Consider the following 25,888-nt stretch of genomic DNA (forward strand, 5'->3'; position numbering starts at 1 on the left):
CATCGGTGATGACCCCATTCTCGATGGGGACGTTGAGGTCGGCGCGGACGAGCACGCGCTTGCCGCGGACGTCGATATCGCGGACCGTCTTCTTGCCGATGCCGTCGCTCACGGGCGGCTCGCTTCTGCCGCGATGCCGCGGCGCTCGACGTCGCGCAGCTTGGCGACGCGCCGTTCGTGCCGGCCGCCTTCGAACTCGTTCGCGAGGAAGGCGCGGAGGATGTCCTCGGCGACGCCGCGGCCGATCTCCCATGCGCCGAGGGCGAGGACGTTGGCATCGACGTGCTGGCGGGCACGCGCCGCGCCCCAGCTGGTGTGGCAGAGCGCGCAGCGGATGCCGGGGACTTTGTTCGCGGTGATGCTGATGCCGACGCCGTTCGAGCAAAGGACGACGCCGAGGTCGGCGCGGCCATCGAGGACGGCGCGGGCGACGGCCTCGGCGAAATCCGGGTAGTCGACGGAGTCGGGGGAGTGGGTGCCGAGGTCGAGCACCTCGTGGCCGAGGCCGCGGGCGAAGTCGGCGAGGTGGTTTTTCAATTCGAAACCGGCGTGGTCGGCGCCGAAGGCGAGTTTCACGAGCGGACGCTCCTGCGGACCGGGATGGTGGCGAGGCCCAGTATACGGGCGAGATCTTGCGCGGCGATGGCGCCTTCGCGGAGGATGACGGGCTCCGCGCCGGAGAGGTCGATGACGGTGGAGTCGATGCCCTGCGCGGTCGGCCCGCCGTCGATGGTCATCGCGCAGAAGGCGCCAACCTGGCGGGAGGCTTCGTCGGCGGTGACCGGGCTGGGGCCGCCGTGGACGTTCGCGCTGGTTGCTGCGAGCGGAGCGCCGAGGGCGTCGACGATATCGAGGACGATATCGACCGGGACGATGCGGAAGCCGACGGTCGCGCCGCCGGAGAGCGCGGGGCTCGACCAGCCCGGGCGGGCGGGTACGATGATCGTCCACGCGCCGGGGCCGAGCGCTTCGACGAGGCGGAGCGCGGCCGGGGTCGGCGCCGCGTACTGCTCGAGGAGGGCCGGGTCGCGGCCGAAGAGCAGCTGGAGCGGCTGCGAGGGGTCGCGCTGCTTCGCGCGGTAGATGGCGGTGACGGCGTCGTCGTCGCGGACGTCGGCAGCGATGCCGTAGACGGTGTCCGTCGGGAGGATGATGAGTTCGCCGGCGCGGAGGAGGTCGACGGCGCGGTCGACGAGGGACGGGGAGGGTGCTGTCATCGGCATGAAACGGGGTCCGTTGCCCGGACCCCCGGGTTGGGATAGCGTTCGGTCAGAGTGTAACGCGTCCCATGGCAGGAACGGACCCGGCAGCTCCCCCGGCAGGCGCGCAGGACCCCGCGAAGCGGCACGAGAGCATCGTGGTGCTCGATTTCGGGTCGCAGTTTTCGATGCTGATCGCGCGGCGGGTGCGGGAGCTGAATACGTACTGCGAGCTGCTGCCGTACGACACGCCGCAGGAGCGGCTGGCGGGGATGGACGTGCGGGGCATCATCCTCTCGGGCGGGCCGAACAGCGTGTACGAAGACGGCGCACCGCTGGCGCCGGACTGGGTGTGGGCATCGGGGCTGCCGGTGCTCGGCATCTGCTACGGGATGCAGGTGATGGCCCACCAGCTGGGCGGCAAGGTGGCGCCCGGGCGGGAGCGGGAGTACGGGCCAGCGGTCGCGCACCGCGACCACGCCGCGCCGCTGCTGGAGGGGCTGCCGGCCGACTTCGAAGTCTGGATGAGCCACGGCGACCGGATCGAGGTGCTGCCGCCGGGCTTCACGGGGTATGCGAGCACGGCGAACTCACCCCATGCCGTGATGGCCGACCCTGCGCGGGGCTACTACGGCCTCCAGTTCCACCCGGAGGTGGTGCACACCCCGCGGGGGAAGGACATCCTGAGGAATTTCGTGCAGGGGGTGTGCGGCTGTGAAGGGACGTGGACGCCGGGGAACTTCATCGAGGAGACGGTCGCGGCCATCCGCGCGCAGGTCGGGAGCGGCCGCGTCATCTGCGGGCTCTCGGGCGGGGTGGACAGCGCGGTCGCGGCGGTGCTGGTCCACCGGGCGGTGGGCGACCAGCTGACCTGCATCTTCGTCGACAACGGGCTGCTGCGGGCGGGGGAGCCGGAGGAGGTGGTGACCACCTTCCGGAAGAACCTCGCCATCAACCTCGTGCACGTGGAGGCGGCGGGCGAGTTCCTCGCGCAGCTGGCGGAGGTGACGAACCCGGAGACCAAGCGCATCCGCATCGGGAACACGTTCGTGCGGGTGTTCGAACGGGAGGCGCGGAAGATCGAGGATGCGCGGTTCCTCTGCCAGGGGACGCTCTACCCGGATGTCATCGAGAGCGGCTCGCACGGGAAGGGCGCGAGCACGATCAAGACGCACCACAACGTCGGCGGGCTGCCGCCGGACATGAAGCTGGAACTGGTGGAGCCGCTGCGGTACCTGTTCAAGGACGAGGTTCGGCGGATTGGGGAGGCGCTCGGCCTGCCTGAGGAGATGGTGTGGCGGCACCCGTTCCCGGGGCCGGGCCTCGCCATCCGGTGCATCGGCGAGGTGACGGCGGAGAAGCTCGCGATCCTGCGGCAGGCGGACCGGATCGTGATGGACGAAATCCGCGAGGCGGGACTGTACCGGGACATCTGGCAGGCGTTCGCCGTCCTCACGGACACGAAGACGGTCGGCGTGATGGGCGACTTCCGGACCTACGGGTACGCCGTGGCGGTGCGGGCGGTGGTGGCCGACGACGCGATGACCGCCGACTGGGCGCGGCTGCCGCACGAGCTGCTGTCGCGGATTTCGAACCGCATCGTGAACGAGGTCCACGGCGTGAACCGGGTGGTGTACGACATCACGCCGAAGCCGCCGGGCACGATCGAATGGGAGTGAGCGCATGAGCGCGCGGGTCCTGCTGGTAGGGAGCGGCGGGCGCGAGCACGCCGTCGCGTGGAAGCTTTCACAGTCGCCGCAGGTTGGCGAGATCTTCGTCGCGCCCGGGAATGCCGGGACGGCCGCGCTGGCGCGGAATCTCGATATCCAGCCGACGGACATCGACGGGCTGGTGCGGGCGGCGAAGGAGCACCGCATCGACTTCTACCTCGCGACGATGGACGACCCGCAGCCGCTGGGCCTCGTGGACCGGCTGCAGGCGGAGGGCGTGCTCTGCTACGGCCCCTCAGCAGCGGCCGCGCGCATCGAGGCGAGCAAGGCGTGGGCGAAAGCGTTCATGGAACGGCACGGCATCCCGACCGCGCGGGGGCGCTCGTTCAGTTCGTTTGAGGAGGCGGCGGCGTGGGTCGAATCGCTGCCGGAGCAGCGGCTGTGGGTGAAGGCCTCGGGCCTCGCGGCCGGGAAGGGCGCGGTGGGCGCGGCGAACCGGGAGGAGGCGATCGGCATCCTGCGATCGATGCTCATCGAGCGGGCGTTCGGCGACGCCGGGAGCACGGTGGTGGTCGAAGAGGAGCTGAGCGGGTTCGAGACGAGCGCACACGCGTTCTGCGACGGGAAGATGGCCGTGCTGTGGCCGTTCGCGACCGACTACAAGCGCGCGCTCGACGGCGCGCAGGGGCTCAACACTGGCGGGATGGGCGCGTACGCACCGACCAAAGGCGTCGATTCGGGGCTGGCCGGGGTCATCAAGGAGCGCGTCATCGATCCGGTGCTGCGGGGCATGGAGGAGGAGGGGCACCCGTTCGTTGGCACGCTCTTCCCGGGGCTGATGGTGCGGGACGGCGACGTGAAGGTGATTGAGTACAACGCACGGTCGGGCGACCCGGAGACGCAGGTGCACATGCTGCGGCTGGAATCGGACCTGTACGCGGTGACGCGCGCCGCGGCGGAGGGGCGGCTGGGGGAGGTCGAGGTGCGGTGGGCCGCCGAGCCGGCGGTCTGCGTGGTGCTGGTGCCGGGCGGCTACCCGGGGAAGTACGAGACCGGCCACCCGATCGAAGGGCTCGACCGCGTCGACCCCGACGTGTTCGTCTTCCACGGCGGCACGAAGCTGGTCGACGGGCAGGTGGTGACGAGCGGCGGGCGCGCGCTGACGGTAGCGGCGCGGGCGGCGACGGTGCGCGAGGCACGGGAGAAGGTGTACGAGAACGTCCGGCGGATTCACTTCAAGGACATGCACTACCGGACAGATATCGCGCTGGAGGTGGCGGCCGGGGGCTGACGCGGCTTCTCCGAGCGGGGCCGGCGGGCTACCATTGCGGGGTGATCCCGCGCTACTCGCGGCCGGAGATGGCCGCCATCTGGACCGACGAAGCGAAGTACCGCCGCTGGCTCGACGTGGAGATCGCCGCGTGCGAGGCGTGGGCCGAGCTGGGCGTCATCCCGCGGGAAGCGGCGGAGAAGATCCGGCGGGACGCGCGCTTCGACCTCGCGAAGATCAACGAGTACCTCGCCATCACGCACCATGACGTGACGGCGTTCCTGCGCAGCGTGGCGGATTCGCTGGGCGAAGAGGGGCGGTACGTCCACTTCGGGCTGACGAGCTCGGACGTCTGGGACACGGCGACGGCGCTGCAGCTGCGGGACGCGAGCGACATCCTGCTCGCGGATATCGACGGGCTGCTGGCGGTGCTCGAGCGGCAGGCGCGGGCGCACCGGGACACGCTCTGCGTGGGCCGGACGCACGGGGTGCACGCGGAGCCGACGACGTTCGGGCTGAAGCTGGCCGTATGGGTCGACGAGATGCGCCGGAACCGGGCGCGGATGGCGGCCGCGCGGGAGGCGGTGGCGGTCGGGGCGATCTCGGGGACGGTGGGCACACACGCCTCGGTGCCGCCGCGGGTGGAGGAGCTGGTGTGCGAGAAGCTCGGCCTCGGCATCGAGGCGGCTTCGACGCAGGTCATCCAGCGGGACCGGCACGCGCAGTTCGTGACGACGCTGGCGCTCATCGGGGCGTCGCTGGAGAAGTTCGCGACGGAGATTCGTGCCCTGCAGAAGACGGAAGTGCGCGAGGCGGAGGAGCCGTTCGACGAGGGGCAGACAGGTTCGAGCGCGATGCCGCACAAGCGGAACCCGGAGCTGTGCGAGCGGATCACCGGGCTGGCGCGGGTGCTGCGCGGCTACGCCGTGACGGCGATGGAGAACGTGGCGCTCTGGCACGAGCGGGACATCAGCCATTCGTCGACGGAGCGGATCGTCTTCCCGGACGCGACGCTCGTGCTGGACTACATGCTGAACCTGTTCACCGGGATCATGGAGCGGCTGCGGGTGTACCCGGAGCACATGCGGGAGAACCTCGAGCGCTCCTACGGGCTGGTGTTTTCGCAGCGGGTGCTGCTGGCGCTCATCGAGACGGGGCTGAGCCGGCAGGAGGCGTACGCCATCGTGCAGCGGAACGCGATGCGCGCATGGAACGAGCGGGTGCCGTTCCTCGACCTGCTGCTGGCGGACCCGGAGGTGACTTCGCGGCTGCCGGAGGCGGAGCTGCGGGGGCTGTTCGACTACGGCTACTACCTGAAGAACATCGGCGCGACGTTCGAGCGCCTCGGCCTGTGATGCAGCAGGGCGCGCCGGGGAATGCGGGCCTGCTGCCGGCGCGCCGGGTCATCGGCACGGCGTGGGACGTCATCACCTCGCGGCCGCGGGAGGCGCTGCTGCCGGTGGCGGCGGTCGAAATCCCGGTCGCGGTGCTGACGGCCGGCGTGACGGCGCTGGCGCTGCTGACCGCGCTGGGGGACGTCGAACTCGGGACCGAGGACCGGGGCTACCTCCTCCTCATCATCGTGACGGCGGCGGTGCAGGCGCTCTTCGCGCAGGTGGCCCACGGGGCGGCAATCGTGTCGATTGCGGGGCTGCTGCGCGGCGAGCGGCTGACGCTGAGCGAGGCGCTGGACCCGCCGTTCACCCGGATGGGCGGGCTGCTGGCGATCCTCGTCATCCTGCTGGCGGTGACGGCGGGGCTCGCGCTGACGCTCATCGGGCTGGTGCTGCTGCCGTACATCGCGGTGCGGCTGGCGCTGACGCACCAGGCGTTCCTGCTGGAGGGGCGGTCGCCGTTCGGGGCGTTCGGCCGGAGCTGGGCGTTGATGCAGGGCCACATGCTCCGCATGCTGGGGGTGATGCTGCTGACGCTGCTCATCTTCATCGGGCCGGCGCTGCTCATCCAGGCGCTCGACGCGCTGGTCGTCGGGCCGCGCGGAGCGCAGGTGGCGCTGCAGGCGGGCGTCTCGGTGCTGCAGGGAATCCTGACGATCCCGCTGGTGGCGTTCACCTCCGCGACGACGACGGTGTTCTACCTGAACCTGGAAGGGGCGCAGCCGTGGTCGAAACGATGATCCGCTCGGAGCTGCCGTGGCCGGTCTACCGGGGCAAGGTGCGCGATACGTACGACCTGGGCGACCGGCTGCTGATCGTGGCGACGGACCGCATCTCGGCGCTGGACGTCGTGCTGCCCACGCCGATTCCCGGGAAGGGGAAGGTGCTGACGATGCTCTCGGCGTGGTGGTTCGAGCGCATCGGCGGCGTCGTACCGAACCACTTCATCGCCGTCATCACGGAGGCGAACCGCCGCGAGGTGCCGTTCGAGCTGGGGCCGGAGTATTTCGGGCGGTCGATGCTGGTGCGGAAGGCGAAGCGGCTCGACGCCGAGTGCATCGCACGGGGGTACCTCGCGGGTTCGGGCTGGAAGGAGTACCAGGCGACGGGCACGGTGTGCGGCATCCCGCTGCCGGAAGGGCTGCGGGAGTCGGACCGGCTGCCGGAGCCGATCTTCACGCCGAGCACGAAGGCGGCCGAGGGACACGACCGGAACATCACCTACGCGGAGCTGGAGGAGCTGGTAGGGCCGGAAGCAGCGAACGCGATGCGGATCCGGACGATGGCCGTCTACGGATATGCGCACACCGTGGCGCTGGAACGGGGCATCATCATCGCGGATACGAAGCTGGAGTTCGGCTGGTGGAACGAGGAGGTCATCCTCATCGACGAGGTGCTGACGCCGGACAGCAGCCGGTTCTGGCTCGCCGAAGAGTACCGGCCGGGCGGCCCCCAGCCGAGCCTCGACAAGCAGCCGGTGCGCGACTGGCTGGCGGCGAACTGGCGCGATGGCGACCCGGTGCCCGAGCTGCCGCGCGATGTGGTCGAGGCGACGACGGAACGGTACCTCCGGGGGTACCGGATGCTGACTGGAGAGGAGCTTTCGCTGTGAGCAAGAAGGACGGGAAGTCGAAGGCGGACAAGGCAGAAAAGGTCGAGAAGAAGGCCAGGAAGGAGCCCGGCGAGGCGAAGGGGTTCCTCGCGCGGGTGTACGTGGCGCTCAAGCCGACGGTGAACGACCCGGAGGGCCTGACCATCGCGAATGCGCTCGGGTCGCTGGGGTTCGATGGCGTCGACGGGGTGCGGTCGGGCAAGTACTTCCAGGTGCGGCTGCGGGCAGCGGACGCGAAGGCTGCGGCGGAACAGGTGGACCAGATGTGCAGCCGGCTGCTGGCGAACCCGGTCATCGAGACGTACGAGTTCGAACTCGAGAAGGCGTGAAATGGGCAGCGGTCCGCAACGGATCGTTTGCCTGACCGAGGAGACGACCGAGATCGCGTTCGCGGTCGGCGCGGGCGAGCGGGTGGTCGGGGTCACCGGTTACGCCATCCGGCCGCCGGAGGCGCGGAAGAAGCCGAAGGTCGCGGCCTTCCAGACGGCGCACGTGGAGCGGATCCTGGCGCTGGAGCCGGAGCTCGTGCTGGGCTTCAGCGACCTGCAGGCAGAGATCGCGCGGGAGCTCATCCGGGCGGGCGTGACGGTGCTCATCACGAACCAGCGGACGCTGGCGGAGACGGCCCAGGCGATCCGGCTCATCGGGGCAGCGTGCGGGGAGCCCGCGGCCGGCGAGCAGCTGGCGGAGCAGTTCGAGGCCGAGCTGGCGGCGATCGCGGCGCGGCCGACCCGCCCGGCGCGGCCGCCGCGGGTGTACTTCGAGGAGTGGGACGACCCGCTGATTTCGGGGATTGCGTGGGTGAGCGAGCTCATCGAGCGGTGCGGCGGGGAGGACATCTTCCCGGAACTGCGCAGGTGCCGGGCGGCGCCGCAGCGGGTGGTCGACCCGGCAGAGGTCGTGCGGCGCGACCCGGAGGTCATCGTCGCGAGCTGGTGCGGGAAGAAGGCGCGGCTCGAGCGGATAGCGGCGCGGCCGGGCTGGGACGGCATCGGCGCGGTGCGCGAGGGCCGGCTGTACGAAATCAAGTCGCCGGACATCCTGGCGCCGGGGCCGAGCCTGCTGCACGGGGCGCGGCAGCTGGCGGCGATTCTCGATGGGGTTACTGGCGCGGCGTGACGGGGCCGGGGTCGACCGCGAAGTAGACTTCGCAGGCGCGGCGGGCAGCGCCGGGTTCGAGCACGGGCGGGCGCTTCACGAAGCGGGATTCTTCGATGATGAGCTGGAGGATGTCGCGCGGGTGGCAGCTGCGGAGGTTGCCGCCAGAGGCGCGGCGGACGAGTTCGACGGCGACCTCGATGCCCTGGGGGCTCGCCTCGACGCCCATGGCGTCGGCGAAGCGGCGGAAGATCTCGGCCATCTGCTCGGGCGTCGGCTCGGGGATGCGGATCTTGTAGGGGATGCGGCGGAGGTGGGCCTCTTCGAGCATCGTTTTCGGCTCGAGGTTGGTGCTGAAGCAGATGGTCGAGCGGAACGGGAAGGTGATGCGTTCGCCGGTGACGAGCGACATGGTGTCTTCGCCGCGTTCGAGGGCGGCAATCCAGCGGTTGAGCAGGGCGTGGGGGGAGACCTGCTGGCGGCCGAAGTCGTCGATGGCGAGGAGGCCGCCGTGTGCCTTCACGTGGGCCGGCGCCTGGTGATAGCCGAGGGCCGGGTCGTAGGCGAGGTCGAGGTCTTCGGGGCGGAGTTCGCCGCCGACGAAGACGAACGGGCGGCGGATGCGCAGCCAGCGGCGGTCGAACTGGGAGGTGGCGTCGGCGGTGTCATCGCCTTCGACCGGCTGGTGCACGAGGTCGTCGTAGAGGCGAATGATGTGGCCGCTGACGTAGACGGCCATCGGCATGAGGGTGACGCCCTGGATCGCCTCGCTCGTGAGTTCGAGGATGGTCGTCTTGCCGTTGCCGGGGGCGCCCCAGAGCATGGCGGGGCGGCCGCTGGTGAGCGCGAGGCAGACCTTGGCGACGACGTCGCGGGCGAGGACGAGCTGCTGGAGGGCGCGGGCGAGGCGGACGGGGTCGGGCGCGCCGATTTCGGTGTCGCGTTCGAGGACGCGGAAGTAGTCCTGGATGGGTACGGGCACGGGGCCGACGTACTTGCTGCGGCCGAAGGCGTTCTCGGCTTCGCGCATGCCGAGTTCGGTGAGGCGGTACTGCCATTCGGTTTCGAGGCGGCCGGAGGCGGATGTGGTTTCGACGAGGCGCTGGCGGCGGAGCTCATCGAGGGCTTCGCGGGCGACGCCGGGGGAGACGCGCATGGCGTTCGCGATGCCGATCGGCGTGGGGACGGTGATGCGGTAGAGGGTCTTGAGGGTGAGGTCCTCGATGAAGCGCTCGGGGAGGCCCAGCTCGTAGATGTGGTCCGGGGCCTCGGGGAGCGAGGGGAGGGCGCGCAGGTGGCTGGGGGCCTGGCGCGGGGGCTGCTGGCGCGGTTCCTCGGCGTACTCCGGCTGCATGGCGAGGCTGCCGGAGGTCGGGGGGAATGGGTGCTCCATATCACCTACCTGCGTGGCACCGAGCGCCGTTCGGGGCGCGTGCCCTACCTTGAAGGTCGGCAGACGGGGAACCGCGCCCAGATCCGGGGGGTGATGAAGCGGCTATTCCCCCGGTGACAGCGGCGTGAACGGCGGGTGGTCGGGCCCGCGGCGCGGCGGGGGCGGGTCGGCGAATGCGAAACGGCCTTCCATGTCCCAGAGGAGCCACCATTCGCGGCGAACTTCCATCCGCAGGTAGCGGTCGGCGCCGCGGAGGACGGCGACCGTGGGGCTGAAGCCGGCAGCGGCGAAGGCGCGGCGGGCGGGCAGGTTGGATTCGAGCGTGTGGAGGTAGACCTCGCGGAAGGGGTGCGCGGCGAAGAGGTAGCGGAGGAAGAGGACGACCGCTTCGCGGCCGAGGCCGGCGCCGCGGCGGCGGGCATCGCCGATGGTGATGCCGAGTTCGGCGGCATCGCCGGCTTCGCCGTTGTAGTACATGACGGTGCCGATGTGTTCGCCCGCGATGGTGTCGATGGCGAGCTGGTCGCGGCCGTAGCCGGCGAGGCGGGTTTCCTGTTCGAAGGTTTCGAGGAAGCGCGCGAAGGAGGGCGGGACGGGCGCCTGGCCGTTGAGGCGGGCGGTTTCGGGGTCGCGCCGCCAGTGGTACTCATCGATGGCGTCGCTGCGGCGCCGGCGGCGAAGGAGAACGTTCCGGCCGCGGGCGACGACGATTTCGGCGTCGCCGGCTGGCGGCGTTTCGAGCGTCACACCTCGACTCCGAGGCGGCGGGCGGCTTCGCGGACGAGATTCCGCTCGCCTTCGTAGGTGAGGAGTTCGAGGGCTTCGGGGATGGAGACCCAGCGGACCTCGTCGAACTCGTGGTCGTGGTCGGCGACGTCGCCGCCGACGGGCTCCATCAGCCAGTGATGGACGCGCTTGTGGTAGCGGGTGCCGTTGGCGGTGAACCAGTACTCGATGCTGCCGATCGGTTCGCCGAGGCGGACATCGAGGCCGGTTTCTTCGCGGACTTCGCGGAGCGCGGTCTGTTCGAGGGGTTCGCCTTCATCGGGGGTGCCTTTGGGGAGCACCCAGAGGCGCTCGGCGCGGCGGCCGCAGATGGCCACCTGCACCTCGCCGGTTTCGCTGCGGCGCCACGGGATGCCGCCGGCGGAGACGACGTCTTCGATGGGGAGGCGGGAGCGCGAACTCACGACAGCTCTCCGAAGCGGCGGAACTGGATGCCGCGGGCGGCCTCGAGCGCGGCTTCGACAGCGTCTTCGAGGCCGGGCGGGACTTCCTCGCGGTAGGCTTCGAGGAGTTCGACGGCTTCTTCGCCGCCGATATCCCCGAGGGCTTCGATCACGGCGAAGAGCACCTCGGCGTCGTCGTCGCTGAGCGCGTCGCCGAGCGCGGGGACGAGCTCTTCGGAGCCCAGCGCGCCGGCGGCGAGGGCGGCCTCGAAGCGCATTTCGGGGTCATCGGCGGCGAGCTGCTCGGCGATGTACTCGGCCCATTCTTCGCGGGCGGAGTAGCCCATGGCCCGGATGGCGGCGAGGCGGAGGGCGGGCTGGCCGCTTTCGTAGGCGGCTTCGATGACGGCCGGGACGCGGGGGTCGCCGCTGGGGCCGAGCGCCTCGACCGCGGCGGCGCGGAGGTCTTCGGCGGCGGATTCAGCCGCTTCGAGGAGGGCAGCCGTCATGCGCCGCGCCGCGCTCTCCTCGAGGCGGCCGTATTCGGCGGCTTCGAGGAAGCGCAGGAGGCTGCGGGCAGCGGCGGCGCGGACCTCGAGGTCGCGTTCGGTTTCGACGAGGGCGACGAGGAGGTCGCCGGCAGCCGGGTCGAGCGATTCCCAGAGGGCCTGGATGGCGCGGAGGCGGACGGACGGTTCGGGGTCGGCGAGGCCGACGCGGCCGAGGGCGGTGAAATCGAGGGCGAGGTCTTCGTCGGCGAGCTCGTAGGCTTCATCGAGGAGGAATTCGCGCGCTTCGAGGGGGATGTCGAGCCAGCGCTCGCGAAGGTAGGCGGCGTCGGCGCGGTCCAGGTCGGAGAGGGCGGCGAAGTCCGCAGGCCGGGGGCGAGTGCCGGCGGCGACGGCGTCGAGGAAGCGCTGAATCCCGGGCGAGGGCATCACCGTGATCGTAGCATCACCGGCGGGGGAGTTCTTCGCGGGCGAGGGGGCGGCCGAGGAGGCGGAGCATCGCCTCGGGGACGGTGCGGGCGCCGCCGATGACGGCCGCGACCTCGGCCGTGATCGGAAGTTCGACGCCGGCGGCGGCGGCCATGCGGAGCGCGACCGGCGCGGTGCGCGCGCCTTCGACCGTTTCGCCGATTTCGGCCGCGGCCTCGGCGGGGGAGCGGCCGGCAGCGAGGAGTTCGCCGAAGCGGCGGTTGCGGCTGAGGGGCGAGAAGCAGGTCGCGGCGAGGTCGCCGACGCCGGCCAGGCCGTTGAAGGTGGCGAGTTCGGCACCAAGGGCGAGCCCGAGGCGGGTCATCTCGGCGAGGCCGCGGGTCATGATGGCGGCGACGGCGTTGGCGCCGAAGCCGAGCCCCCACGCTGCGCCGGCGGCGATGGCGATGACGTTCTTCAGGGCGCCGGCGAGCTCGACGCCGACGACGTCGGTGGAGGCGTAAACGCGGAAGGCGCCGTGGGAGAGCGCGTGCTGCCAGGCGAGGCCGAGGTCGGGGTCGGGGACGGCGACGACGGCGGCGGCGGGCAGGCCGCGGATGATTTCGTGCGCGAGGTTGGGGCCGGAAAGGGCGCCGGTGCGGCCGGGGTCGAAGCCGAGCGCGGCGAGGAGGGCGGTCATGCGGCTGGAGGTTTCGAGGTCGAGGCCCTTGGTGGCGGACACGACGGGCACCGTCGCGGGGAGGCCGCTGGCGAGGACGCTCTCGCGGACGGCGTGGGACGGGACGGCGACGAGCGCGCCGGCGAGGGAGGCCGCATGCTCGGGCGTGAGCGGCGCGGGGTGGACGTGGACGCGGGGGCCGAGCACGCGGCCGGCCCCGAGGCGTTCGAGGCCGCCGGCGGCGCGGACGGCGTGGGCCTCGAGGTCCGAGCGGACGACGAGGATGACGTCGCTGCCGGCGCGCTCGAGGAGGGCGGCGAGGGTGACGCCCCAGGAGGTGGCGCCGAGGACGGCGTAGGCGGCCATCAGCCGGTGGCGGGCCGGTCGCCGCCCTGGCCGATGCGCGGTTCGGTGCCATTGAGGAGGCGCCGGATGTTCGGGATGTGCTTGTATTCGACGAGGGCGGTGGCGAAGAGGCTGTACCAGGCGAAGGCCGGGTCCGTCTTCCCGGCGATGGCGAGGCCGCAGATGATGGCGGCGCAGATCGGCACGCCGACCACGGACATGAAGGAGACGTAGCGGGTCGCGCCGACGAGGACGGCGCCGATGAGCGGGAAGAGCAGGGAGATGAGGGGCGCAAGCCCGAGGATGCCCCCGTAGGTGCTGGCGACGCCGCGGCCGCCGCGGAAGCCGGCGAAGACCGGCCAGACGTGGCCGACGATGGCGGCGCCGGCGCCGACGGCCGCGACGTCGTTCGAATCGAAGACGTAGCGGCCGACGAGGGCCGGGACGGCCCCTTTGGCGATATCCAGCACCATCACGATGGCGGCGGGAACTTTGCCGGCGGTGCGGAGGACGTTGGTCGTGCCGGTCTTGCCGCTGCCGGATTCGCGGATATCGCGGCCGAGCCAGAGGTAGCCGACGATGAGGCCCCAGGGAAGGGAGCCGAGGAGGTACCCGAAAAGTGCGCTGACGACGTAGGGGATCACGAAGCGGAATCTTCGCCCGAACGCGCCCTGAAGACCAGCTTGATGGCGGTGCCTTCAAAATCGGCAGCCTCGCGGATGGCGCGTTCGAGGTAGCGGCGGTAGCTGAAGTGGACGAGCTCGGGGTCGTTCACGAAGAGGACGAAGGTCGGCGGGTCGATGCCGGCCTGGGTGGCGTAGAAAAGCTTGAAGCGGCGGTTGTGGACGAGCGGCGGGACGTGCTCGCGGACGGCGCGGGAGAGGATGGCATTCAGTTCAGGGGTCGGGATGCGGCGGCGGCGGGCTTCGCGGGCTGCCTGGACGAGACGGAGCAGCTCGGGAAGGCCGCGGCGTTCGAGCGCGGAGATGAACGTGTAGAGGGCCCAGGGCACGAAGCGGATGCGGCTGCGCATCTGCCGCTCCGCCCAGGCCTTGCGCTCGGCGGGGTCGTCCCAGAGGTCCGTCTTGTTGACGGCGATGACGAGGCCCTTGGCGTTGTCGACGGCGATGCCGGCGATGTGGGTGTCCTGCGCGGTCACGCCTTCGCTGCCATCGACGACGAGGACGGCGACGTCGCAGCGCTCGACGGCGCGCGTGGTGCGGAGGACGGAGTGGCGTTCGACGCCTTTGCCGAGCTTGCCGGGGCGGCGGACGCCAGCAGTGTCGATGAGAACGAAGGAGCCTTCCGGGGTGTCGATTTCGGTATCGATGGCGTCGCGGGTGGTGCCGGCGACATCGCTGACGATGACGCGCTCCTGGCCGAGGATAGCGTTGACGAGCATCGACTTGCCGACGTTGGGGCGGCCGATGATGGCGACGCGGGTGCGGTCGGACTCGGGGACGAGCGGGACGTCCGGCAGGAGCGCCACGACCATGTCGAGCATGGTGCGGACGTTCACATCGTGGAGCGCGCTGACGGGGAGGGGTTCGCCGAAACCGAGCGCCGAGGCCTCGGCGATACCGGCGAGTTCGCGGGCCTCGTTGTCGGCCTTGTTGGCGACGAGGATGGTGGGCTTCTGGGCGCGGCGAACGACATCGGCCATGTCGTAGTCGCTGGCGGTGAGGCCATCGCGGGCATCGACGACGAAGACGACGACGGCGGCGGTATCGATGGCCTGCTGAACCTGTCCCATGATGAGCGGGGCGTAGACGTTCTGTTCGTTCGTCTCGTAGCCGCCGGTGTCGATGATGCGGAAGCGGCGGTCGAGCCACTCGACGTCGGCCTCGAGGCGGTCGCGGGTGGTGCCGGGCTCATCTTCGACGATGGCGCGGCGTTCGCCGACGACGCGGTTGAAGATCGACGACTTGCCGACATTGGGACGGCCGACGATGACGACGCGGGGCAGGAGGTCGGTTGAGGTCACGGGAGCACCTGGATGAGGGTGACGGTGACCGTCGATGGGGCCTGCAGCTTGAGTCCAGAGGGACCGGTCACGGTTACAGGATAGGCGGCGGTGCCGGCTGTGGCACCGGTGAGGGTGACGACCGCCTTGATATCGGAGGGGCGCAGCGCCGAAACGAGGTCGGCGGGGCCGCTCACGCGGACTTCGACGGTGAGGGGGCGGGCGGGGTCGCGGGCGAGGCCGGCCGGGAGATTCTGGAGCTCGGGCGCGACGAGCAGGCTGGCGGCCGACTCGAGGGGTTCGAAGCGGATGGTGATCGTCACGGTACGGCGGTCGAGGGAGACGTTGGGGATGGTCACGAGGTTGCGGACGAGCCGGAGCTCCGTCCGGGCGCCGGTGACGTCGACTTTCTCGGCGGTCACGGCGTTCAGCTCGTTGACGACGGCGCGCTCGCCGGAGATGTTGACGGCTGGCGGGTCGATGGTGATGGAGGCCACGCGGTACCCCGCTGCGGGCGCCCCGGTGAGGTCGACGAGGACGGGGACGGAGCGCTGGACGAAGGCCTGGACGATGCGGATGGTGGCGGTCGCCCGCGGCGGCGAGATGGCGACGGTTTCGACGGTGCCGGTGGCGGAGCGGGCGACGAGTTCGCCGGTGACGACGTAGGACTGGTCTTTCACGCCGCTGAGGTTGACGTCGAGGTCGACGGACTGGACGGCCTGGACGCGCTCGGGGAGGCCCGAGATGGTGACGACGGCCGGCTCGACGCTGGTGCCGGCTTCGTCTTCGCGGAAGCCGGCGGGAAGCTGGCCGGAGCGGCGGAGGGTGACGGGCACTTCGCGGGTGGCGGGTTCGACGAGTGTGATGCGGACCTGGGAGGGGATGACCTGGAGGACGCGGATGCCGGGCCGGCGGGAGGTGACGCGGACCTGGCGGAACTCCTCCACGCCGGGCTGCATGCCGCGGACGTCGACGCGGGCGTCGAAGTCGGACGGCGCGAGGGCGGCGAGGTCGTCGGCGCGGCCCTCGGCGATGACGCGGACGGAGTGGCTTTCGCGGACGATGTAGGGGCCGGCGTTCTCGGCGGTCACCACGATGGAGGCGGGCTGGCCTTCTTCGGGGAAGGTGACGGAGACGCGCGGGTTTTCGACGTCCTGGACGACGAACCAGATGGCGAAAGCGGCGAGGAGGCTGAAGGAGGCCTGGGCCCAGTGCTCGCGAAGCGAGCGGGCGGTGCCGGCGAGCACCTGGGCAGCGGCCTGCCGGCGGGACGGCCGGCGGTGGTTGCCGTTCACGCGCGCACCTCGGCCGGGGATGCGGCCGCGCGGGCGCCATCGGGTTCGAGGACCCATTCGAGGACGGCGCGGAGGCGGCGCTCATCGGGCACGGGGGTGAGGCGGCCGTTGAGGGCGACGCTGATTTCACCGGTCTCTTCGGAGACGACAACTGCGAGGGCATCGGTGGTTTCGGTGATGCCGAGGGCGGCGCGGTGGCGGGTGCCGAGGTTCCGGTCGCCGGGGTCGGAGGCGAGGGGCAGGACGCAGCCGGCGGCGACGACGCGCTGGTCGCGGATGACGACGGCCATGTCGTGGAGGGGCGAATTCGGGAAGAAGATGCTGGTGAGCAGCTCCGGGGAGACGCGGGCATCGACGGGGACGCCGGTTTCGATGACGTCCTGGAGGCCGGTTTCGCGTTCGATGACGACGATGCCGCCGTGGCGGGCGGCGGCCATGCGGCCGGCGGCGCGGGAGACGGCATCGATGACGTCGCCGTATTCGGCGGTGCGGAACCAGCCGGAGAAGCCGGTGCGCCCGAGGCGGTCGAGCGCGCGGCGGATTTCGGGCTGGAAGATGATGACCGCGCCGACGAGGAGCGCCGTGACGGAATGCTGAATGAGGAAGTTGATGACGACGAGGTCGAGCGCGCGCCCCAGGACGACGAAGACGAGGAACAGGGCGACGACGCCCCGGAGCTGCGTCATGGCGCGCGTGCCGCTGAGGAGGCGAAGGGCCGCGTAGATCAGTACGGCGATGAGCAGGACATCGACGGCGCTGGTGAACGTGAACTGGGCGAGGACGTCGCGAACGTGGTCGAGGTCGAACATAGCAGCGGCGGGAGGCCCCGGGGCCGAGGCCGCCTCATCATACGCTGCCGGCGGGGAACGGCGGGTTCAGCGCTCGACCTGTCCGTCGGCGCCGAGGAGGAAGGCGACGACAGCAGCCTGCGCCCAGACGCGGTTTTCGGCCTGGTCGAAGATGATGGACGACGGCGATTCGAAGACGTCGTCGGTGATCTCTTCGCCGCGGTGGGCGGGCAGGTCGTGCATGATGAAGGCGCCGGGCTTCGCGTGGGCGACGAGCGCGGCGTTGAGCTGATAGGCGGCGAAGTCGATTTTGCGGCGCTCGGCTTCGCGCTCCTGGCCCATGGAGGTCCAGACGTCGGTGTACAGGGCTTCGGCGCCGCGCACGGCATCGACGGGGTCGGTGGTGGCGCGGAAGCTGCCGCCGGAGGCCGCGGCGCGGGCGGAGGCCTCGGCGACGGCCCATTCGGGCAGCTGGTAGCCGGGGGGCGACGCGATGCGGACGTCCATGCCGAGAGCGGTCGCGGTGATCACGAGGCTGGTGGAGACGTTGTTGCCATCGCCGACGAAGGCGAGGGAGCGGCCGCGGAGGTCGCCCATGTGCTCGCGCAGGGTGAGGAGGTCGGCGAGGGCCTGGCAGGGGTGCTCCTCATCGGTGAGGGCGTTGATGACCGGGATGGAGGAGAAGCGGGCGTACTCCTCGATGATGGACTGGCCGTAGGTGCGGACAGCGACGATGTCGACGTAGCGGGCGAGGACGCGGGAGACGTCGCGGATGGCTTCGCGTTCGCCGAGGCCGACCTCGCGGGGGTCGAGGTACATGGTGAAGGCACCGAGGTGGTCCATCGCGATTTCGAAGCTGACGCGCGTGCGGAGGGAGGCTTTCTCGAAGAGGAGGGCGAGGTGCTTTCCGGCGAGGACCTTCTGCGGGCGGCGCTTCAGCGCGGCGGCGAGGTCGAGCAGATACGCAATCTCGTCGGAAGAGAGGTCGGCGGAGCTGAGGAGATGGCGGGGCGTGTGCATCGTCGGAAGTATAGGAAGGGCGGCGGCTTATGTCCGATCGATGCTGCGCCGGTGGAAGGGGCGTGACGATAGTGATGACAGGAGGGTATCGCCGTGGAGGAGCGCAGGCTGCTGCAGCCGACGTGGGCGGGGAAGTTCGCCGAGGGGAAGATGTTCCGGAAGCTGGAGTGCGACCGGTGCGGGGCGCGCTTCCAGTTCGGGGAGCGGCCGCGGGTGACGCGGGTGCCGCGGTGCCCGGCGTGCGGTTCGCTGAGCAGCCACCCGCGGGCGGCGTGAGGCGGGGAGGGGATTCCGCATTGGGCCGGCTTTGCTACGATGAAGGCGGACAGGGGTGTAGCTCAGCTGGTAGAGCATCGGTCTCCAAAACCGAGTGTCGCGGGTTCGAGTCCTGCCACCCCTGCCAGGCCTCCCTGGCGCCGACCCTCAGGCGCTTGCCGCATGGCGGGGAGGGTTCGTAGGATGTGGGTTGCGTTGCCCAGGTGGTGGAATGGCAGACACGCTGTCTTGAGGGGGCAGTGCCGTACAGGCGTGTGAGTTCAAATCTCACCCTGGGCACCAAACGCAACGAATGCCGGCGCCATGGCCAAGTGGTAAGGCAGAGGTCTGCAAAACCTTCACCGCCGGTTCGAATCCGGCTGGCGCCTCCAGACCTCTCCGAAGGCTCCGACCATGGGGCCTTTTTTGTTGCCCGGCGCGGATCGCGCCGATGAGCGGGAGCGGGTAGGATGCGGCCGGCGTCTGCAACACGAAGGAGGTTCGACCTGTGAGAGGTTTGCGCGGCGAAGCGGCGATCGTCGGCATCGCCGAGTTCGCGCCGGTGCGGCGGCCGGACCGGACCTGGATGGGGCTGGAGGCGTATGCCGAGCTGGCGCGGCTCGCGCTCGAGGATGCGGGCTTCACCCACGGCGATGTCGACGGGCTGATGACGGGCCACGTGGCTGAGTCGGGCGGGCTGTTCGCGCCGGGGCACCTGACGGAGTACCTGGGCATCGGCTCGCACATCTCGGAGGTGGTGGACCTCGGCGGCGCGACGGGGGCGGGCGCGGTGCTGCGGGCGGCGATGGCGATCGAGCTGGGGCTGTGCGAAACGGCGCTCTGCATCGTGCACACGCTGCCGCGGCCGAAGAACCCGAAAGGCGGCGGCCCGACGTTCCGGATGGCCGCCTGGGGCTCGCCGATGGGCGAGTTCGACTACCCGTTCGGGGCCGTCGGGCAGAACTACGCCTACGCGATGATTGCGAACCGGTACGCCTACGAATTCGGGCTGACGGACGAGCAGCGTGCGAAGGTGGCGGTGGACCAGCGGACCAACGCGGCGGCGAACCCGAAGGCGGTATTCCGCGACCCGATCGACATCGACGACGTGCTGAATTCGCCGGTCATCGTCGACCCGCTGCACATGCTGGAGATCGTGATGCCGTGCTTCGGCGGCGCGGCGATCGTGGTGACCTCGAAGGAGAAGGCGAAGCGGGCGAAGCACCGGCCGGCGTACATCATCGGGGGCGGCGAGAACACGACGCACCTCTCGGTGACCTACGACCCGAGCTTCACGGAGACGCCGATCAAGGCGGCGGCCGACCGGGCGTTCGCGATGGCGGGCGTGAAGCGGTCGGAGATCGACCTTGCGTCGCTCTACGACTGCTACACGATCACGGTGCTGCTGACGCTGGAGGACACGGGCTTCTGCGGAAAGGGGGAGGCGGGGAAGTTCGTGGAGGAGCACGACCTGACGTATCGCGGGGATTTCCCGATGAATACGCACGGCGGGCAGCTGAGCTTCGGGCAGGCCGGGATGGCCGGCGGGATGTCGCACATCACGGAGGCGTACCTGCAGATGACGGGCCGGGCCGGGGAGCGGCAGCTGCGCCGGTGCGACACCGTGTTCGTGCACGGCAACGGCGGGCTGATGAGCGAGCAGGTCTCGCTGATTCTCCGGGGGGAATGACGGGATGCCGAAGTACCGTTCGAACATCGAGCCGCTGCCGGTGCCGACGCCGATTTCGCAGCCCTTCTGGGACGGGACGCGGCAACACCGGCTGCTCATCCAGCGGTGCGATGCGGGGCACGTGTTCTTCTACCCGCGGTCGCACTGCCCGCGCTGTCTTTCGAACCGGCTGGAGTGGGTGGAGGCGTCAGGCAAAGGGACGCTGTACAGCTACACGGTGGCCCGCCGGCCGACGTCGCCGGATTTCGAAGCCGACGTGCCGTTCGTCATCGCGGTGGTCGAGCTGGACGAGGGCCCGCGGATGACGTCGCGGCTGGTGGAAGTCGACCCGGACGCGGTGCGGATCGGGCTGCGGCTCGAGGTGGTGTTCGACGACGTAACGGAGGAGATCACGCTGCCGTACTTCCGGCCGGCGCCGGCGTAGGAAGCGGAGGATGGTCGGGGTGCCGCGATTCGAACGCGGGACCTCTTGAACCCCATTCAAGTGCGCTACCAGGCTGCGCTACACCCCGACCCGGGCGGGCTGGCGCGGCGTTCCGTCTGCGCGCCGTTCCACGCTACACCATACGAAGCGGCGGGCGCGGGGTCAAAGGCGGGCTCACTGCCCGGAGGGGAGCGGACCGGGAGCTGAGCGGCTGCCGGCCGGTTCCGCGGCTGGCGGTTCGTGGACGGGGGCGTGGCCGCGGACCGCGCCGCCGGAGCGAATTTCCGCGAGGCGCCGGCCGAAGAGGAGCAGGACGAGCCCGCTCATGGCGATGATGGCGGCGCCGAGGGTGAAGAGGCCGGGCCGAATGCCGAGGCCCTGCACGAGGAAGCCGGCGAGGATGGCGCCGAGCGGGATGAGGCCGCGGTCGAGACTGAGGAGCGACATGACGCGGCCGTGCATCTCCGGGGTGCTGTTGGAGAGCAGGATGCCATTGGTGAAGGCCATATAGGTGACGGTCATGCTGCCGGCGAGCGCGAGGAGGAGCGCAGTGAGCCAGGTGTTCTGCTGGAGGGAGATGGCAACGAGGGCGGCGCCGAAGACGAGCATGTTGATCATGAGCTGCAGGCCGGGCCGCGCGATATCGGACTTCCAGGCGACGAAGAGGGAGCCGGCGAAGGCGCCGACGCCGGTCGCGCCGGCGAGGAAGCCGACACCGGAATCGCCGAGGTCGAGCGTCTTCTTCGCGAGGAGCGGGACGAAGACCTGCTGGTAGGGGAAGCCGAAGATGAACAGGATGAGCGAGAGCCCGGTGACGACGAAGAGGACGGGCTGGCTGGCGACGTAGCGGAAGCCCTCGGCGAGGTCGGCGAAGAGGCCCGAGTCCTTCCGGCGGCGGGCTGCGGCGCCGTCGTCGAAGCGCATGAGCAGGGTGGTGAGGATGACGAGCAGGTAGATGCCAGCGGTGATGAGGTAGACGCCGCCGACGGAGGTGACGACGAGGAGGGCGCCGGCGAAGGCCCCGCCGCCGATGCGCATGAAGCTGAGCGCGGTGGAGTTCAGGGCGACAGCGTTCAGCAAATCTTCCGGCGGGACGGTGCGCGGGATGAGCGACTGGCGGACGGGCTGGTTGAAGGCCATCGCGGTGCCGGCGACGCCCGCGGTAAGGAAGACGTGCCAGACTTCGACGATGCCGGCGACGGCGACGACGCCGATGAACAGGTGGCAGGCGGTGGACGTGCACTGGGTGACGGTCAGGATGCGTTTTCGGTCGTAGCGGTCGGCGACGGCGCCGGCGATGAGGCCGAAGAGGAGGATGGGCGCGAGCCGGGTCGCGATGACGAGCGAGAGCATGACCGCGGAATCGGTCAGGTCGAGGATGAGGACGGCGCGGGCGACCTGGTCCATCCAGAGGGTGGCGGAGTGGCCGGTCTGGCCGAGCCAGAGGAGGCGGTAGTTGCGGTGGCGGAGGGCGCGGAAGGTGGTGTCGGCGCCGGGGAGGCGGGGCATACCGCGAATCGTACGTTTACGCGAGGGTGAGGGGAAGGAGTTGGGAGTTAGGAGTTAGGAGTTAGGAGTTGGGAGTTGGGAGTCAGAGGTCGAGTTCGATGCCGACGGGGCAGTGGTCGGAGCCCATGACCTCGGGCTGGATGAAGGCGCGGCGGACGCGCGGCATGAGGTCTTCGGAGACGAAGACGTAGTCGATGCGCCAGCCGACGTTGCGGGCGCGGCGGTCGCGCCACGGGTCCCAGTAGGTGTAGGCGTCGCGCTGGTCGGGGTGGAGGGCGCGGAAGGTATCGACGTAGCCGTTCTCGATGATGCGGGTGATCCAGGCGCGTTCTTCGGGGAGGAAGCCGGTGCCTTTGAGGGCCTCCTGCGGGCGGGCGACGTCCATTTCGGTGTGGGCGATGTTGAAGTCGCCCATGAAGACGAGGGAGCGGCCCTGGCTGCGGAGGTGGTTGACGTGGGCGAGGAAGGCCTCGTAGAACTCGAACTTGTAGGCGAGGCGGTCCTCGCCGCGGCCGGCGTTGGGGTAGTAGGATGTGAGGAGGGTGAACTCCGGGTAGTCGGCCTGGATGACCCGCCCTTCGATATCGAAGCGTTCGATGCCGAGCCCGAGACGGACTTCGAGCGGCTCGGGTTTGGAGAGCAGGAGCGCCCCGCTGTAGCCGGCCCGCTGGGCCGGGTGCCACCACGACCGGTAGCCGAGGTCGGTCCAGGGCTCGCCGTCGAGCTGGTCGGGCGTTGCCTTCACTTCCTGGAAGCCGGCGATATCCGGCGCGGTGGTTTGGAGCCACGCCTGGAGGTGGCCGCCTTTGAGGGCGGAGCGGATGCCGTTCACGTTCCAGGAGCAGATGGTGAGGGCGGCCACGGCGAAAGTTGACCCGAATCCGGGGCAGCGGGCAAGGCGCGGTTCGGGGGCATGCCGGACGGTGATGACGGGTTCACCCTGATCGGTTCGTTCATACGGAGCGGACGATACTTATGCAGAGAAAGGAGCGAAGCAATGACGAAGTGCCCGGTATGCATGGCGCGGTTCGTCGCTGCCGGGGCCGCTGAGCGGAAGTGGCTCGAGTGGCACATGGCGCGGTCGCACGGCATCCAGCGGATGCAGCTCGTCGCCGGGTGGCCGGCGGCGGCGGCGCACGGCCCCGGCCAGTCGGCCGCGTAAGGTCAGGCGAAGGCGCGGGCGAAGATGACCGCTGCCGAGGCGACGATGGTGACGACGGCGTACTCGGCGGCGGTGGACCATTCGAGGTCGTGGTCGAGCAGGTGGTGGACGATGCCGGTGGCGAGGTAGAAGGCGATGATGAGGAGGGCGCCGGCGAGGAGGCCATCGAGCGGGAAGAAGTAGAGCGCGAGGCGGAGTTCGGCGAGCGAAATGCCGATGGCGATGGACACGAGGAAAGAGCTGGGGCCCGTCAGGCGGCTTTCGCGGAGGAGTTCGAGGGCGAGGAGCATGCTGACGGCGCCGACCGCGGCGGAGGCCACGGGGAGCGGGTCGTCCCGGGTGAAGAGGACGGCGTAGAAGGAGAAGGCGACGAGGTAGGTCGCGACCGCCATGACGAGGCGGAACGGGCCGTAGAGGCGGGCGCGGACGTCGACGGTCTGGTATTCCCCGAAGGCGACGGCGCCGACGGTGAGGGCCGCGAACGCGGCGAGCGCGGGGCGGGCGTAGCCTTCGACGGCGTGGTCGATGAAGAGGGCAGACCCGAGGACGCCGAGGGCCGGCAGGAAGGTATAGACGAGCGAATCGACGGGGCCGCCGGACCAGCCGGGGTGGCGGCGGACGATGCCGTCGGTGGCGAAGGCGACGAGCACGGCGGTGAGCCACGGCAGCCACGGGAGTTCGGGCCGGAGGGTGACGGAGGCAACGAGGCCGCCGGCCGCGACGAGGGTGAGGAGGACGACGCGGGCCAGCGGTCCGCCATCGTTCGCCGTGGGCATGGAGTGCACGGCCAGGAGGCTACTCCGCGGCGAAGACCGGCTCTTCGAGCCCGTAGATTTCGGCGGCGTTGCGCCACCAGAGCCGCTCCTGCTCGTCCTCGGTGAGGCCGAGCTGCTCGTACATGGCGTCGAAGCGGCGGATGTGCTCGCCGATTTCGTCCATGCCGCAATCGCTGCCCCAGACGAGCTTTTCGACGCCGAACTCGCCCTGGGAGTTGGCCGCGAGGAGCTTCCGCTCGACGAGGTGGCGTTCGATGGTTTCGCCGCCGCTCATGTCGAACCAGACGTTATGGCGCCAGCGGGCGACGGAGGCGGCGTAGTCGTAGTTGCCCTGGTTGCCGACGTGGGCGCCGATGATTTTCAGCTTCGGGAAGCGGTTGGCGATGGTATCGAGGTGGAGCGGCGACATGCGGGTGGCGGAGACGTTGCGCGGGGGCATGCGGCTCTGCATCGCGAGCATGCGCTGGTAGGCCTGGGCGGCCGCCGCCGAGCGGCGCGGGTGGGTGATGGAGTAGTCGAGCCCGCCGCCGATGACGCCCATGTGGAAGAGGATGGGCATGCCGAGCTGTTCGGCCTTCGCGTACGTGGGGAGGTAGTCGGGTTCGTCGTAGGGGCGGGCGACGCCGATGAGCTTGAGGCCGCGATAGCCCATGTCGTAGAGGTGCTGGACCTCGGCGGGGCCGATTTCTTCGGGGTCGATGACGGCGACCGGGATGAAGAGGTCGCGGTACTTCTCGAGGATCTCCATGCCGCGCTCGTAGGTGGGGCCGAAGCGGCCGCCGGTGAGCATGCAGCCCTTCGTGATGCCGACGCGGACGGCGATCTCGGCGAGGCGGTCGACCATCGGGGCCTGGTCTTCGTCGGGGTTCTCCCAGTTGCGCGGGAAGTGGATATGGACGTCGAAGATTTTTCTCATGGGCGGGCCGACCGGGGGGATTGGCGCTCGTGCGAGTGTAGCACCCGGCCGCGCGTAGGCTCACCGAGCGGTTCAGGAAGCGATCGGGTAGGCTCGTGAGGATGCGATCGCGTCCGTTCGTCGCCCTGTACGTAGCGGTCTTCGTGGCGACGATGGGGATTTCGATGGTGAGCCCGCTGCTGCCGGTGTACGCGGAGGAGCTGGGGGCGACGGGCATCTGGCTGGGCCTCACGTTTTCGGTGTTCGCCATCGTGCAGACGTTCGTGGGGCCGTTCGCGGGGCGGCTCTCGGACCGGTACGGGCGGAAGCCGTTCATCGTGGCGGGGCTGCTGGTCTACCTCGTGGCGGCGCTCGGCTACCTGACGGCGCAGAGCTTCTACCAGGTGATTGCGTTCCGGGCGTTCTCTGGGCTGGGGACGAGCCTCATCTTCTCGGTGGCGCGGGCGTACGTGGGCGACCTCACGCCGCGGGGGCAGGAGGGGAAGTGGCTGGGCGTGTTCGCCACGGCGGACATCGTCGGGTTCGGCACGGGGCCGCTGGTGGCGGGCGTGCTGCGCGAGGTGCTGGGATTCCGGTCGGTGTTCATCGCGATGGCCTCGATGATGGCGCTCTCGGCGCTGGTGCTGACCATGTGGCTGCCCCGGCACAGCCCGGCCGAGCTGGAGCGGCGGGCGACGCGGCGCGCCGGGGGCACGGTGGAGCGGACGGACCGTTCGTTCCGGGAGGCGTTGAGCGACCGCGTGGTGCTGGCGGTGACGCTGCACGCGGGGATGGTGGCGGTGGCGGCGGGCGCGAGCCTGAGCTTCCTCGCGCTGCGGCTGGAACAGGGCATCGGCGCGACACCGATCATGATCGGCATCGCGTTCGCGACGCAGGACATCACGGGCGGGCTGGCACAGCCGATCCTGGGACGGATCGCGGACCGGCGGGACCGGCGGGTGCTGGTGGCCGGCGGGCTGGCGGCGTATGCGGCGCTGCTGGCGAGCCTCGGCATCGTGCCGAACTATGGCGCTGCGGTGGCGGTGCTGCTCGCGATGGGGGCGACGAGCTCCCTTTCGATGGTGTCGGCGGGCGCGATCCAGGTGGTGGCGGGGCGGCGTGCGGGGATGGGGACGGTGCTCGGGCTCAGTTCGGCGTCGAACGGCATCGGCATCGTGGCGGGGTCGCTGCTCTCCGGCGCGGTCGTCTCGCTGTTCGCGCTGGAGGGCGCGTTCTTTTTCGGGGGCGCCATCATGGCGGCGGGCATCCCGGCCTTCCTGTGGCTGACGCGCGGCGCGGCGGTCGCGGAGCCGGTGAACGCTGCGGGGCGGGTAGGCGAGGCCGAGGCGGAAGCGGCCGGCTGAG

29 protein-coding genes and 4 tRNA genes are annotated in these 25,888 nt (G+C 70.4%); 15 read left to right on the plus strand and 18 right to left on the minus strand.

The window, feature by feature from the left end; translation table 11 throughout:
• From pgk to N2041_RS06535, 3 genes are all read right to left on the minus strand, one after another.
• Positions 1-100: phosphoglycerate kinase (pgk, locus tag N2041_RS06525; protein ID WP_367187701.1), on the minus strand; the 100-nt coding region annotated here is incomplete at its 3' end.
• Between the two features lie 8 nt (positions 101-108).
• Complete coding sequence (gene rpiB / locus N2041_RS06530; protein ID WP_297677014.1) at positions 109-576, minus strand: ribose 5-phosphate isomerase B; 468 nt, start codon at positions 574-576, stop codon at positions 109-111.
• Positions 573-1,217, minus strand: coding sequence for an L-threonylcarbamoyladenylate synthase (locus N2041_RS06535; protein WP_297677016.1), 645 nt, complete (start codon positions 1,215-1,217; stop codon positions 573-575). The genes rpiB and N2041_RS06535 overlap by 4 nt, the downstream gene beginning before the upstream one ends.
• A 71-nt stretch (positions 1,218-1,288) precedes the next feature.
• On the opposite strand from N2041_RS06535, the gene guaA reads away from it, so the two are divergent.
• From guaA to N2041_RS06570, 7 genes are read left to right on the plus strand one after another with little or no spacing between them, the layout of a single operon-like run.
• Positions 1,289-2,878, plus strand: coding sequence for a glutamine-hydrolyzing GMP synthase (guaA, locus tag N2041_RS06540; RefSeq protein WP_297677018.1), 1,590 nt, complete (start codon positions 1,289-1,291; stop codon positions 2,876-2,878).
• 4 nt (positions 2,879-2,882) lie between these two features.
• Positions 2,883-4,160, plus strand: a complete 1,278-nt coding sequence (gene purD / locus N2041_RS06545) for a phosphoribosylamine--glycine ligase (RefSeq protein WP_297677019.1) — start codon at positions 2,883-2,885, stop codon at positions 4,158-4,160.
• 41 nt (positions 4,161-4,201) lie between these two features.
• Positions 4,202-5,494: an adenylosuccinate lyase gene (gene purB / locus N2041_RS06550; protein WP_297677021.1), complete on the plus strand. Its 1,293-nt coding sequence runs from the start codon at positions 4,202-4,204 to the stop codon at positions 5,492-5,494.
• Positions 5,491-6,273 (plus strand): hypothetical protein, encoded by a 783-nt coding sequence (locus tag N2041_RS06555; protein WP_297677022.1) that lies wholly within the window; start codon positions 5,491-5,493, stop codon positions 6,271-6,273. The genes purB and N2041_RS06555 overlap by 4 nt, the downstream gene beginning before the upstream one ends.
• Positions 6,270-7,145, plus strand: coding sequence for a phosphoribosylaminoimidazolesuccinocarboxamide synthase (locus N2041_RS06560; RefSeq protein ID WP_367187702.1), 876 nt, complete (start codon positions 6,270-6,272; stop codon positions 7,143-7,145). Before N2041_RS06555 ends, N2041_RS06560 begins: the two co-directional genes overlap by 4 nt.
• Positions 7,142-7,474: a phosphoribosylformylglycinamidine synthase subunit PurS gene (gene purS / locus N2041_RS06565; RefSeq protein ID WP_297677025.1), complete on the plus strand. Its 333-nt coding sequence runs from the start codon at positions 7,142-7,144 to the stop codon at positions 7,472-7,474. Before N2041_RS06560 ends, purS begins: the two co-directional genes overlap by 4 nt.
• Before the next feature lies 1 nt (position 7,475).
• On the plus strand, positions 7,476-8,264 hold the full coding sequence (locus N2041_RS06570; protein WP_297677027.1) for a cobalamin-binding protein: 789 nt from the start codon (positions 7,476-7,478) through the stop codon (positions 8,262-8,264).
• Here the strand turns inward: N2041_RS06570 and N2041_RS06575 are convergent.
• The 10 genes from N2041_RS06575 to argF form a co-directional block, all read right to left on the minus strand.
• Positions 8,248-9,636, minus strand: coding sequence for a hypothetical protein (locus N2041_RS06575; protein ID WP_297677029.1), 1,389 nt, complete (start codon positions 9,634-9,636; stop codon positions 8,248-8,250). The genes N2041_RS06570 and N2041_RS06575 overlap by 17 nt on opposite strands.
• Positions 9,637-9,738: 102 nt before the next feature.
• On the minus strand, positions 9,739-10,383 hold the full coding sequence (locus N2041_RS06580; protein ID WP_297677031.1) for a GNAT family N-acetyltransferase: 645 nt from the start codon (positions 10,381-10,383) through the stop codon (positions 9,739-9,741).
• On the minus strand, positions 10,380-10,826 hold the full coding sequence (locus tag N2041_RS06585; protein ID WP_297677032.1) for an NUDIX hydrolase: 447 nt from the start codon (positions 10,824-10,826) through the stop codon (positions 10,380-10,382). The genes N2041_RS06580 and N2041_RS06585 overlap by 4 nt, the downstream gene beginning before the upstream one ends.
• A complete protein-coding gene (locus tag N2041_RS06590; RefSeq protein WP_297677034.1) occupies positions 10,823-11,743 on the minus strand; it encodes a HEAT repeat domain-containing protein in 921 nt (306 codons plus the stop codon). The genes N2041_RS06585 and N2041_RS06590 overlap by 4 nt, the downstream gene beginning before the upstream one ends.
• Before the next feature lie 16 nt (positions 11,744-11,759).
• Entirely contained in the window at positions 11,760-12,767 is a 1,008-nt protein-coding gene (locus tag N2041_RS06595; protein WP_297677036.1) for an NAD(P)H-dependent glycerol-3-phosphate dehydrogenase, read from the minus strand.
• Complete coding sequence (gene plsY, locus N2041_RS06600; RefSeq protein WP_297677038.1) at positions 12,767-13,390, minus strand: glycerol-3-phosphate 1-O-acyltransferase PlsY; 624 nt, start codon at positions 13,388-13,390, stop codon at positions 12,767-12,769. Before plsY ends, N2041_RS06595 begins: the two co-directional genes overlap by 1 nt.
• Positions 13,387-14,730: a ribosome biogenesis GTPase Der gene (gene der, locus N2041_RS06605; protein WP_297677040.1), complete on the minus strand. Its 1,344-nt coding sequence runs from the start codon at positions 14,728-14,730 to the stop codon at positions 13,387-13,389. Before der ends, plsY begins: the two co-directional genes overlap by 4 nt.
• Entirely contained in the window at positions 14,727-16,004 is a 1,278-nt protein-coding gene (locus N2041_RS06610; protein WP_297677042.1) for a CdaR family protein, read from the minus strand. The genes der and N2041_RS06610 overlap by 4 nt, the downstream gene beginning before the upstream one ends.
• On the minus strand, positions 16,001-16,813 hold the full coding sequence (gene cdaA / locus N2041_RS06615) for a diadenylate cyclase CdaA (protein WP_297677044.1): 813 nt from the start codon (positions 16,811-16,813) through the stop codon (positions 16,001-16,003). Before cdaA ends, N2041_RS06610 begins: the two co-directional genes overlap by 4 nt.
• A gap of 66 nt (positions 16,814-16,879) precedes the next feature.
• Positions 16,880-17,812 carry an ornithine carbamoyltransferase gene (argF, locus tag N2041_RS06620; RefSeq protein ID WP_297677046.1) on the minus strand — a complete coding sequence of 311 codons (933 nt, stop codon included), beginning with the start codon at positions 17,810-17,812 and terminating at the stop codon, positions 16,880-16,882.
• Between the two features lie 93 nt (positions 17,813-17,905).
• Between argF and N2041_RS06625 the strand changes: the two genes are divergently transcribed.
• The 6 genes from N2041_RS06625 (at position 17,906) to N2041_RS06650 (ending at position 20,181) form a co-directional block, all read left to right on the plus strand.
• A complete protein-coding gene (locus tag N2041_RS06625; protein WP_297677048.1) occupies positions 17,906-18,088 on the plus strand; it encodes a hypothetical protein in 183 nt (60 codons plus the stop codon).
• Positions 18,089-18,139: 51 nt separating this feature from the next.
• Positions 18,140-18,215 (plus strand) — tRNA-Trp (locus tag N2041_RS06630).
• A 70-nt stretch (positions 18,216-18,285) separates the two neighbouring features.
• A tRNA-Leu gene (locus N2041_RS06635) sits at positions 18,286-18,370 on the plus strand.
• Positions 18,371-18,385: 15 nt separating this feature from the next.
• Positions 18,386-18,459 (plus strand) — tRNA-Cys (locus N2041_RS06640).
• A 116-nt stretch (positions 18,460-18,575) separates the two neighbouring features.
• Entirely contained in the window at positions 18,576-19,757 is a 1,182-nt protein-coding gene (locus N2041_RS06645; protein ID WP_297677049.1) for a thiolase family protein, read from the plus strand.
• 4 nt (positions 19,758-19,761) lie between these two features.
• Positions 19,762-20,181 carry a Zn-ribbon domain-containing OB-fold protein gene (locus N2041_RS06650; RefSeq protein WP_297677050.1) on the plus strand — a complete coding sequence of 140 codons (420 nt, stop codon included), beginning with the start codon at positions 19,762-19,764 and terminating at the stop codon, positions 20,179-20,181.
• An 11-nt stretch (positions 20,182-20,192) separates the two neighbouring features.
• Here the strand turns inward: N2041_RS06650 and N2041_RS06655 are convergent.
• From N2041_RS06655 to N2041_RS06665, 3 genes are all read right to left on the minus strand, one after another.
• Positions 20,193-20,269, minus strand: a tRNA-Pro gene (locus N2041_RS06655).
• A gap of 86 nt (positions 20,270-20,355) precedes the next feature.
• A complete protein-coding gene (locus tag N2041_RS06660; RefSeq protein WP_297677052.1) occupies positions 20,356-21,690 on the minus strand; it encodes an MFS transporter in 1,335 nt (444 codons plus the stop codon).
• 82 nt (positions 21,691-21,772) lie between these two features.
• Positions 21,773-22,552 carry an exodeoxyribonuclease III gene (locus N2041_RS06665; protein ID WP_270056757.1) on the minus strand — a complete coding sequence of 260 codons (780 nt, stop codon included), beginning with the start codon at positions 22,550-22,552 and terminating at the stop codon, positions 21,773-21,775.
• Positions 22,553-22,687: 135 nt separating this feature from the next.
• On the opposite strand from N2041_RS06665, the gene N2041_RS06670 reads away from it, so the two are divergent.
• Positions 22,688-22,852, plus strand: a complete 165-nt coding sequence (locus N2041_RS06670; protein ID WP_297677055.1) for a hypothetical protein — start codon at positions 22,688-22,690, stop codon at positions 22,850-22,852.
• 2 nt (positions 22,853-22,854) lie between these two features.
• Here the strand turns inward: N2041_RS06670 and N2041_RS06675 are convergent, their stop codons facing one another.
• Both N2041_RS06675 and N2041_RS06680 read right to left on the minus strand, forming a co-directional pair.
• Complete coding sequence (locus tag N2041_RS06675) at positions 22,855-23,628, minus strand: hypothetical protein (protein WP_297677195.1); 774 nt, start codon at positions 23,626-23,628, stop codon at positions 22,855-22,857.
• Positions 23,629-23,647: 19 nt separating this feature from the next.
• Entirely contained in the window at positions 23,648-24,544 is an 897-nt protein-coding gene (locus N2041_RS06680) for an amidohydrolase family protein (RefSeq protein WP_297677057.1), read from the minus strand.
• A 101-nt stretch (positions 24,545-24,645) separates the two neighbouring features.
• Here N2041_RS06680 and N2041_RS06685 point away from each other — a divergent pair, with 101 nt between their 5' ends.
• On the plus strand, positions 24,646-25,887 hold the full coding sequence (locus tag N2041_RS06685) for an MFS transporter (protein ID WP_297677059.1): 1,242 nt from the start codon (positions 24,646-24,648) through the stop codon (positions 25,885-25,887).
• Position 25,888 lies beyond the last annotated feature (1 nt).

Source organism: Tepidiforma sp. (assembly GCF_026419595.1).
Taxonomy (GTDB): Bacteria; Chloroflexota; Dehalococcoidia; order Tepidiformales; family Tepidiformaceae; genus Tepidiforma.

Coding starts and splice junctions, on each gene's coding strand:
- N2041_RS06535 (WP_297677016.1), bottom strand. CDS start 1,217: ATGACAGCACCCTCCCCGTCCCTCGTCGACCGCGCCGTCGACCTCCTC.
- guaA (WP_297677018.1), top strand. CDS start 1,289: ATGGCAGGAACGGACCCGGCAGCTCCCCCGGCAGGCGCGCAGGACCCC.
- purD (WP_297677019.1), top strand. CDS start 2,883: ATGAGCGCGCGGGTCCTGCTGGTAGGGAGCGGCGGGCGCGAGCACGCC.
- N2041_RS06560 (WP_367187702.1), top strand. CDS start 6,270: ATGATCCGCTCGGAGCTGCCGTGGCCGGTCTACCGGGGCAAGGTGCGC.
- N2041_RS06570 (WP_297677027.1), top strand. CDS start 7,476: ATGGGCAGCGGTCCGCAACGGATCGTTTGCCTGACCGAGGAGACGACC.
- N2041_RS06575 (WP_297677029.1), bottom strand. CDS start 9,636: ATGGAGCACCCATTCCCCCCGACCTCCGGCAGCCTCGCCATGCAGCCG.
- N2041_RS06590 (WP_297677034.1), bottom strand. CDS start 11,743: ATGCCCTCGCCCGGGATTCAGCGCTTCCTCGACGCCGTCGCCGCCGGC.
- N2041_RS06595 (WP_297677036.1), bottom strand. CDS start 12,767: ATGGCCGCCTACGCCGTCCTCGGCGCCACCTCCTGGGGCGTCACCCTC.
- cdaA (WP_297677044.1), bottom strand. CDS start 16,813: ATGTTCGACCTCGACCACGTTCGCGACGTCCTCGCCCAGTTCACGTTC.
- argF (WP_297677046.1), bottom strand. CDS start 17,812: ATGCACACGCCCCGCCATCTCCTCAGCTCCGCCGACCTCTCTTCCGAC.
- N2041_RS06650 (WP_297677050.1), top strand. CDS start 19,762: ATGCCGAAGTACCGTTCGAACATCGAGCCGCTGCCGGTGCCGACGCCG.
- N2041_RS06660 (WP_297677052.1), bottom strand. CDS start 21,690: ATGCCCCGCCTCCCCGGCGCCGACACCACCTTCCGCGCCCTCCGCCAC.
- N2041_RS06670 (WP_297677055.1), top strand. CDS start 22,688: ATGACGAAGTGCCCGGTATGCATGGCGCGGTTCGTCGCTGCCGGGGCC.
- N2041_RS06675 (WP_297677195.1), bottom strand. CDS start 23,628: ATGCCCACGGCGAACGATGGCGGACCGCTGGCCCGCGTCGTCCTCCTC.
- N2041_RS06680 (WP_297677057.1), bottom strand. CDS start 24,544: ATGAGAAAAATCTTCGACGTCCATATCCACTTCCCGCGCAACTGGGAG.
- N2041_RS06685 (WP_297677059.1), top strand. CDS start 24,646: ATGCGATCGCGTCCGTTCGTCGCCCTGTACGTAGCGGTCTTCGTGGCG.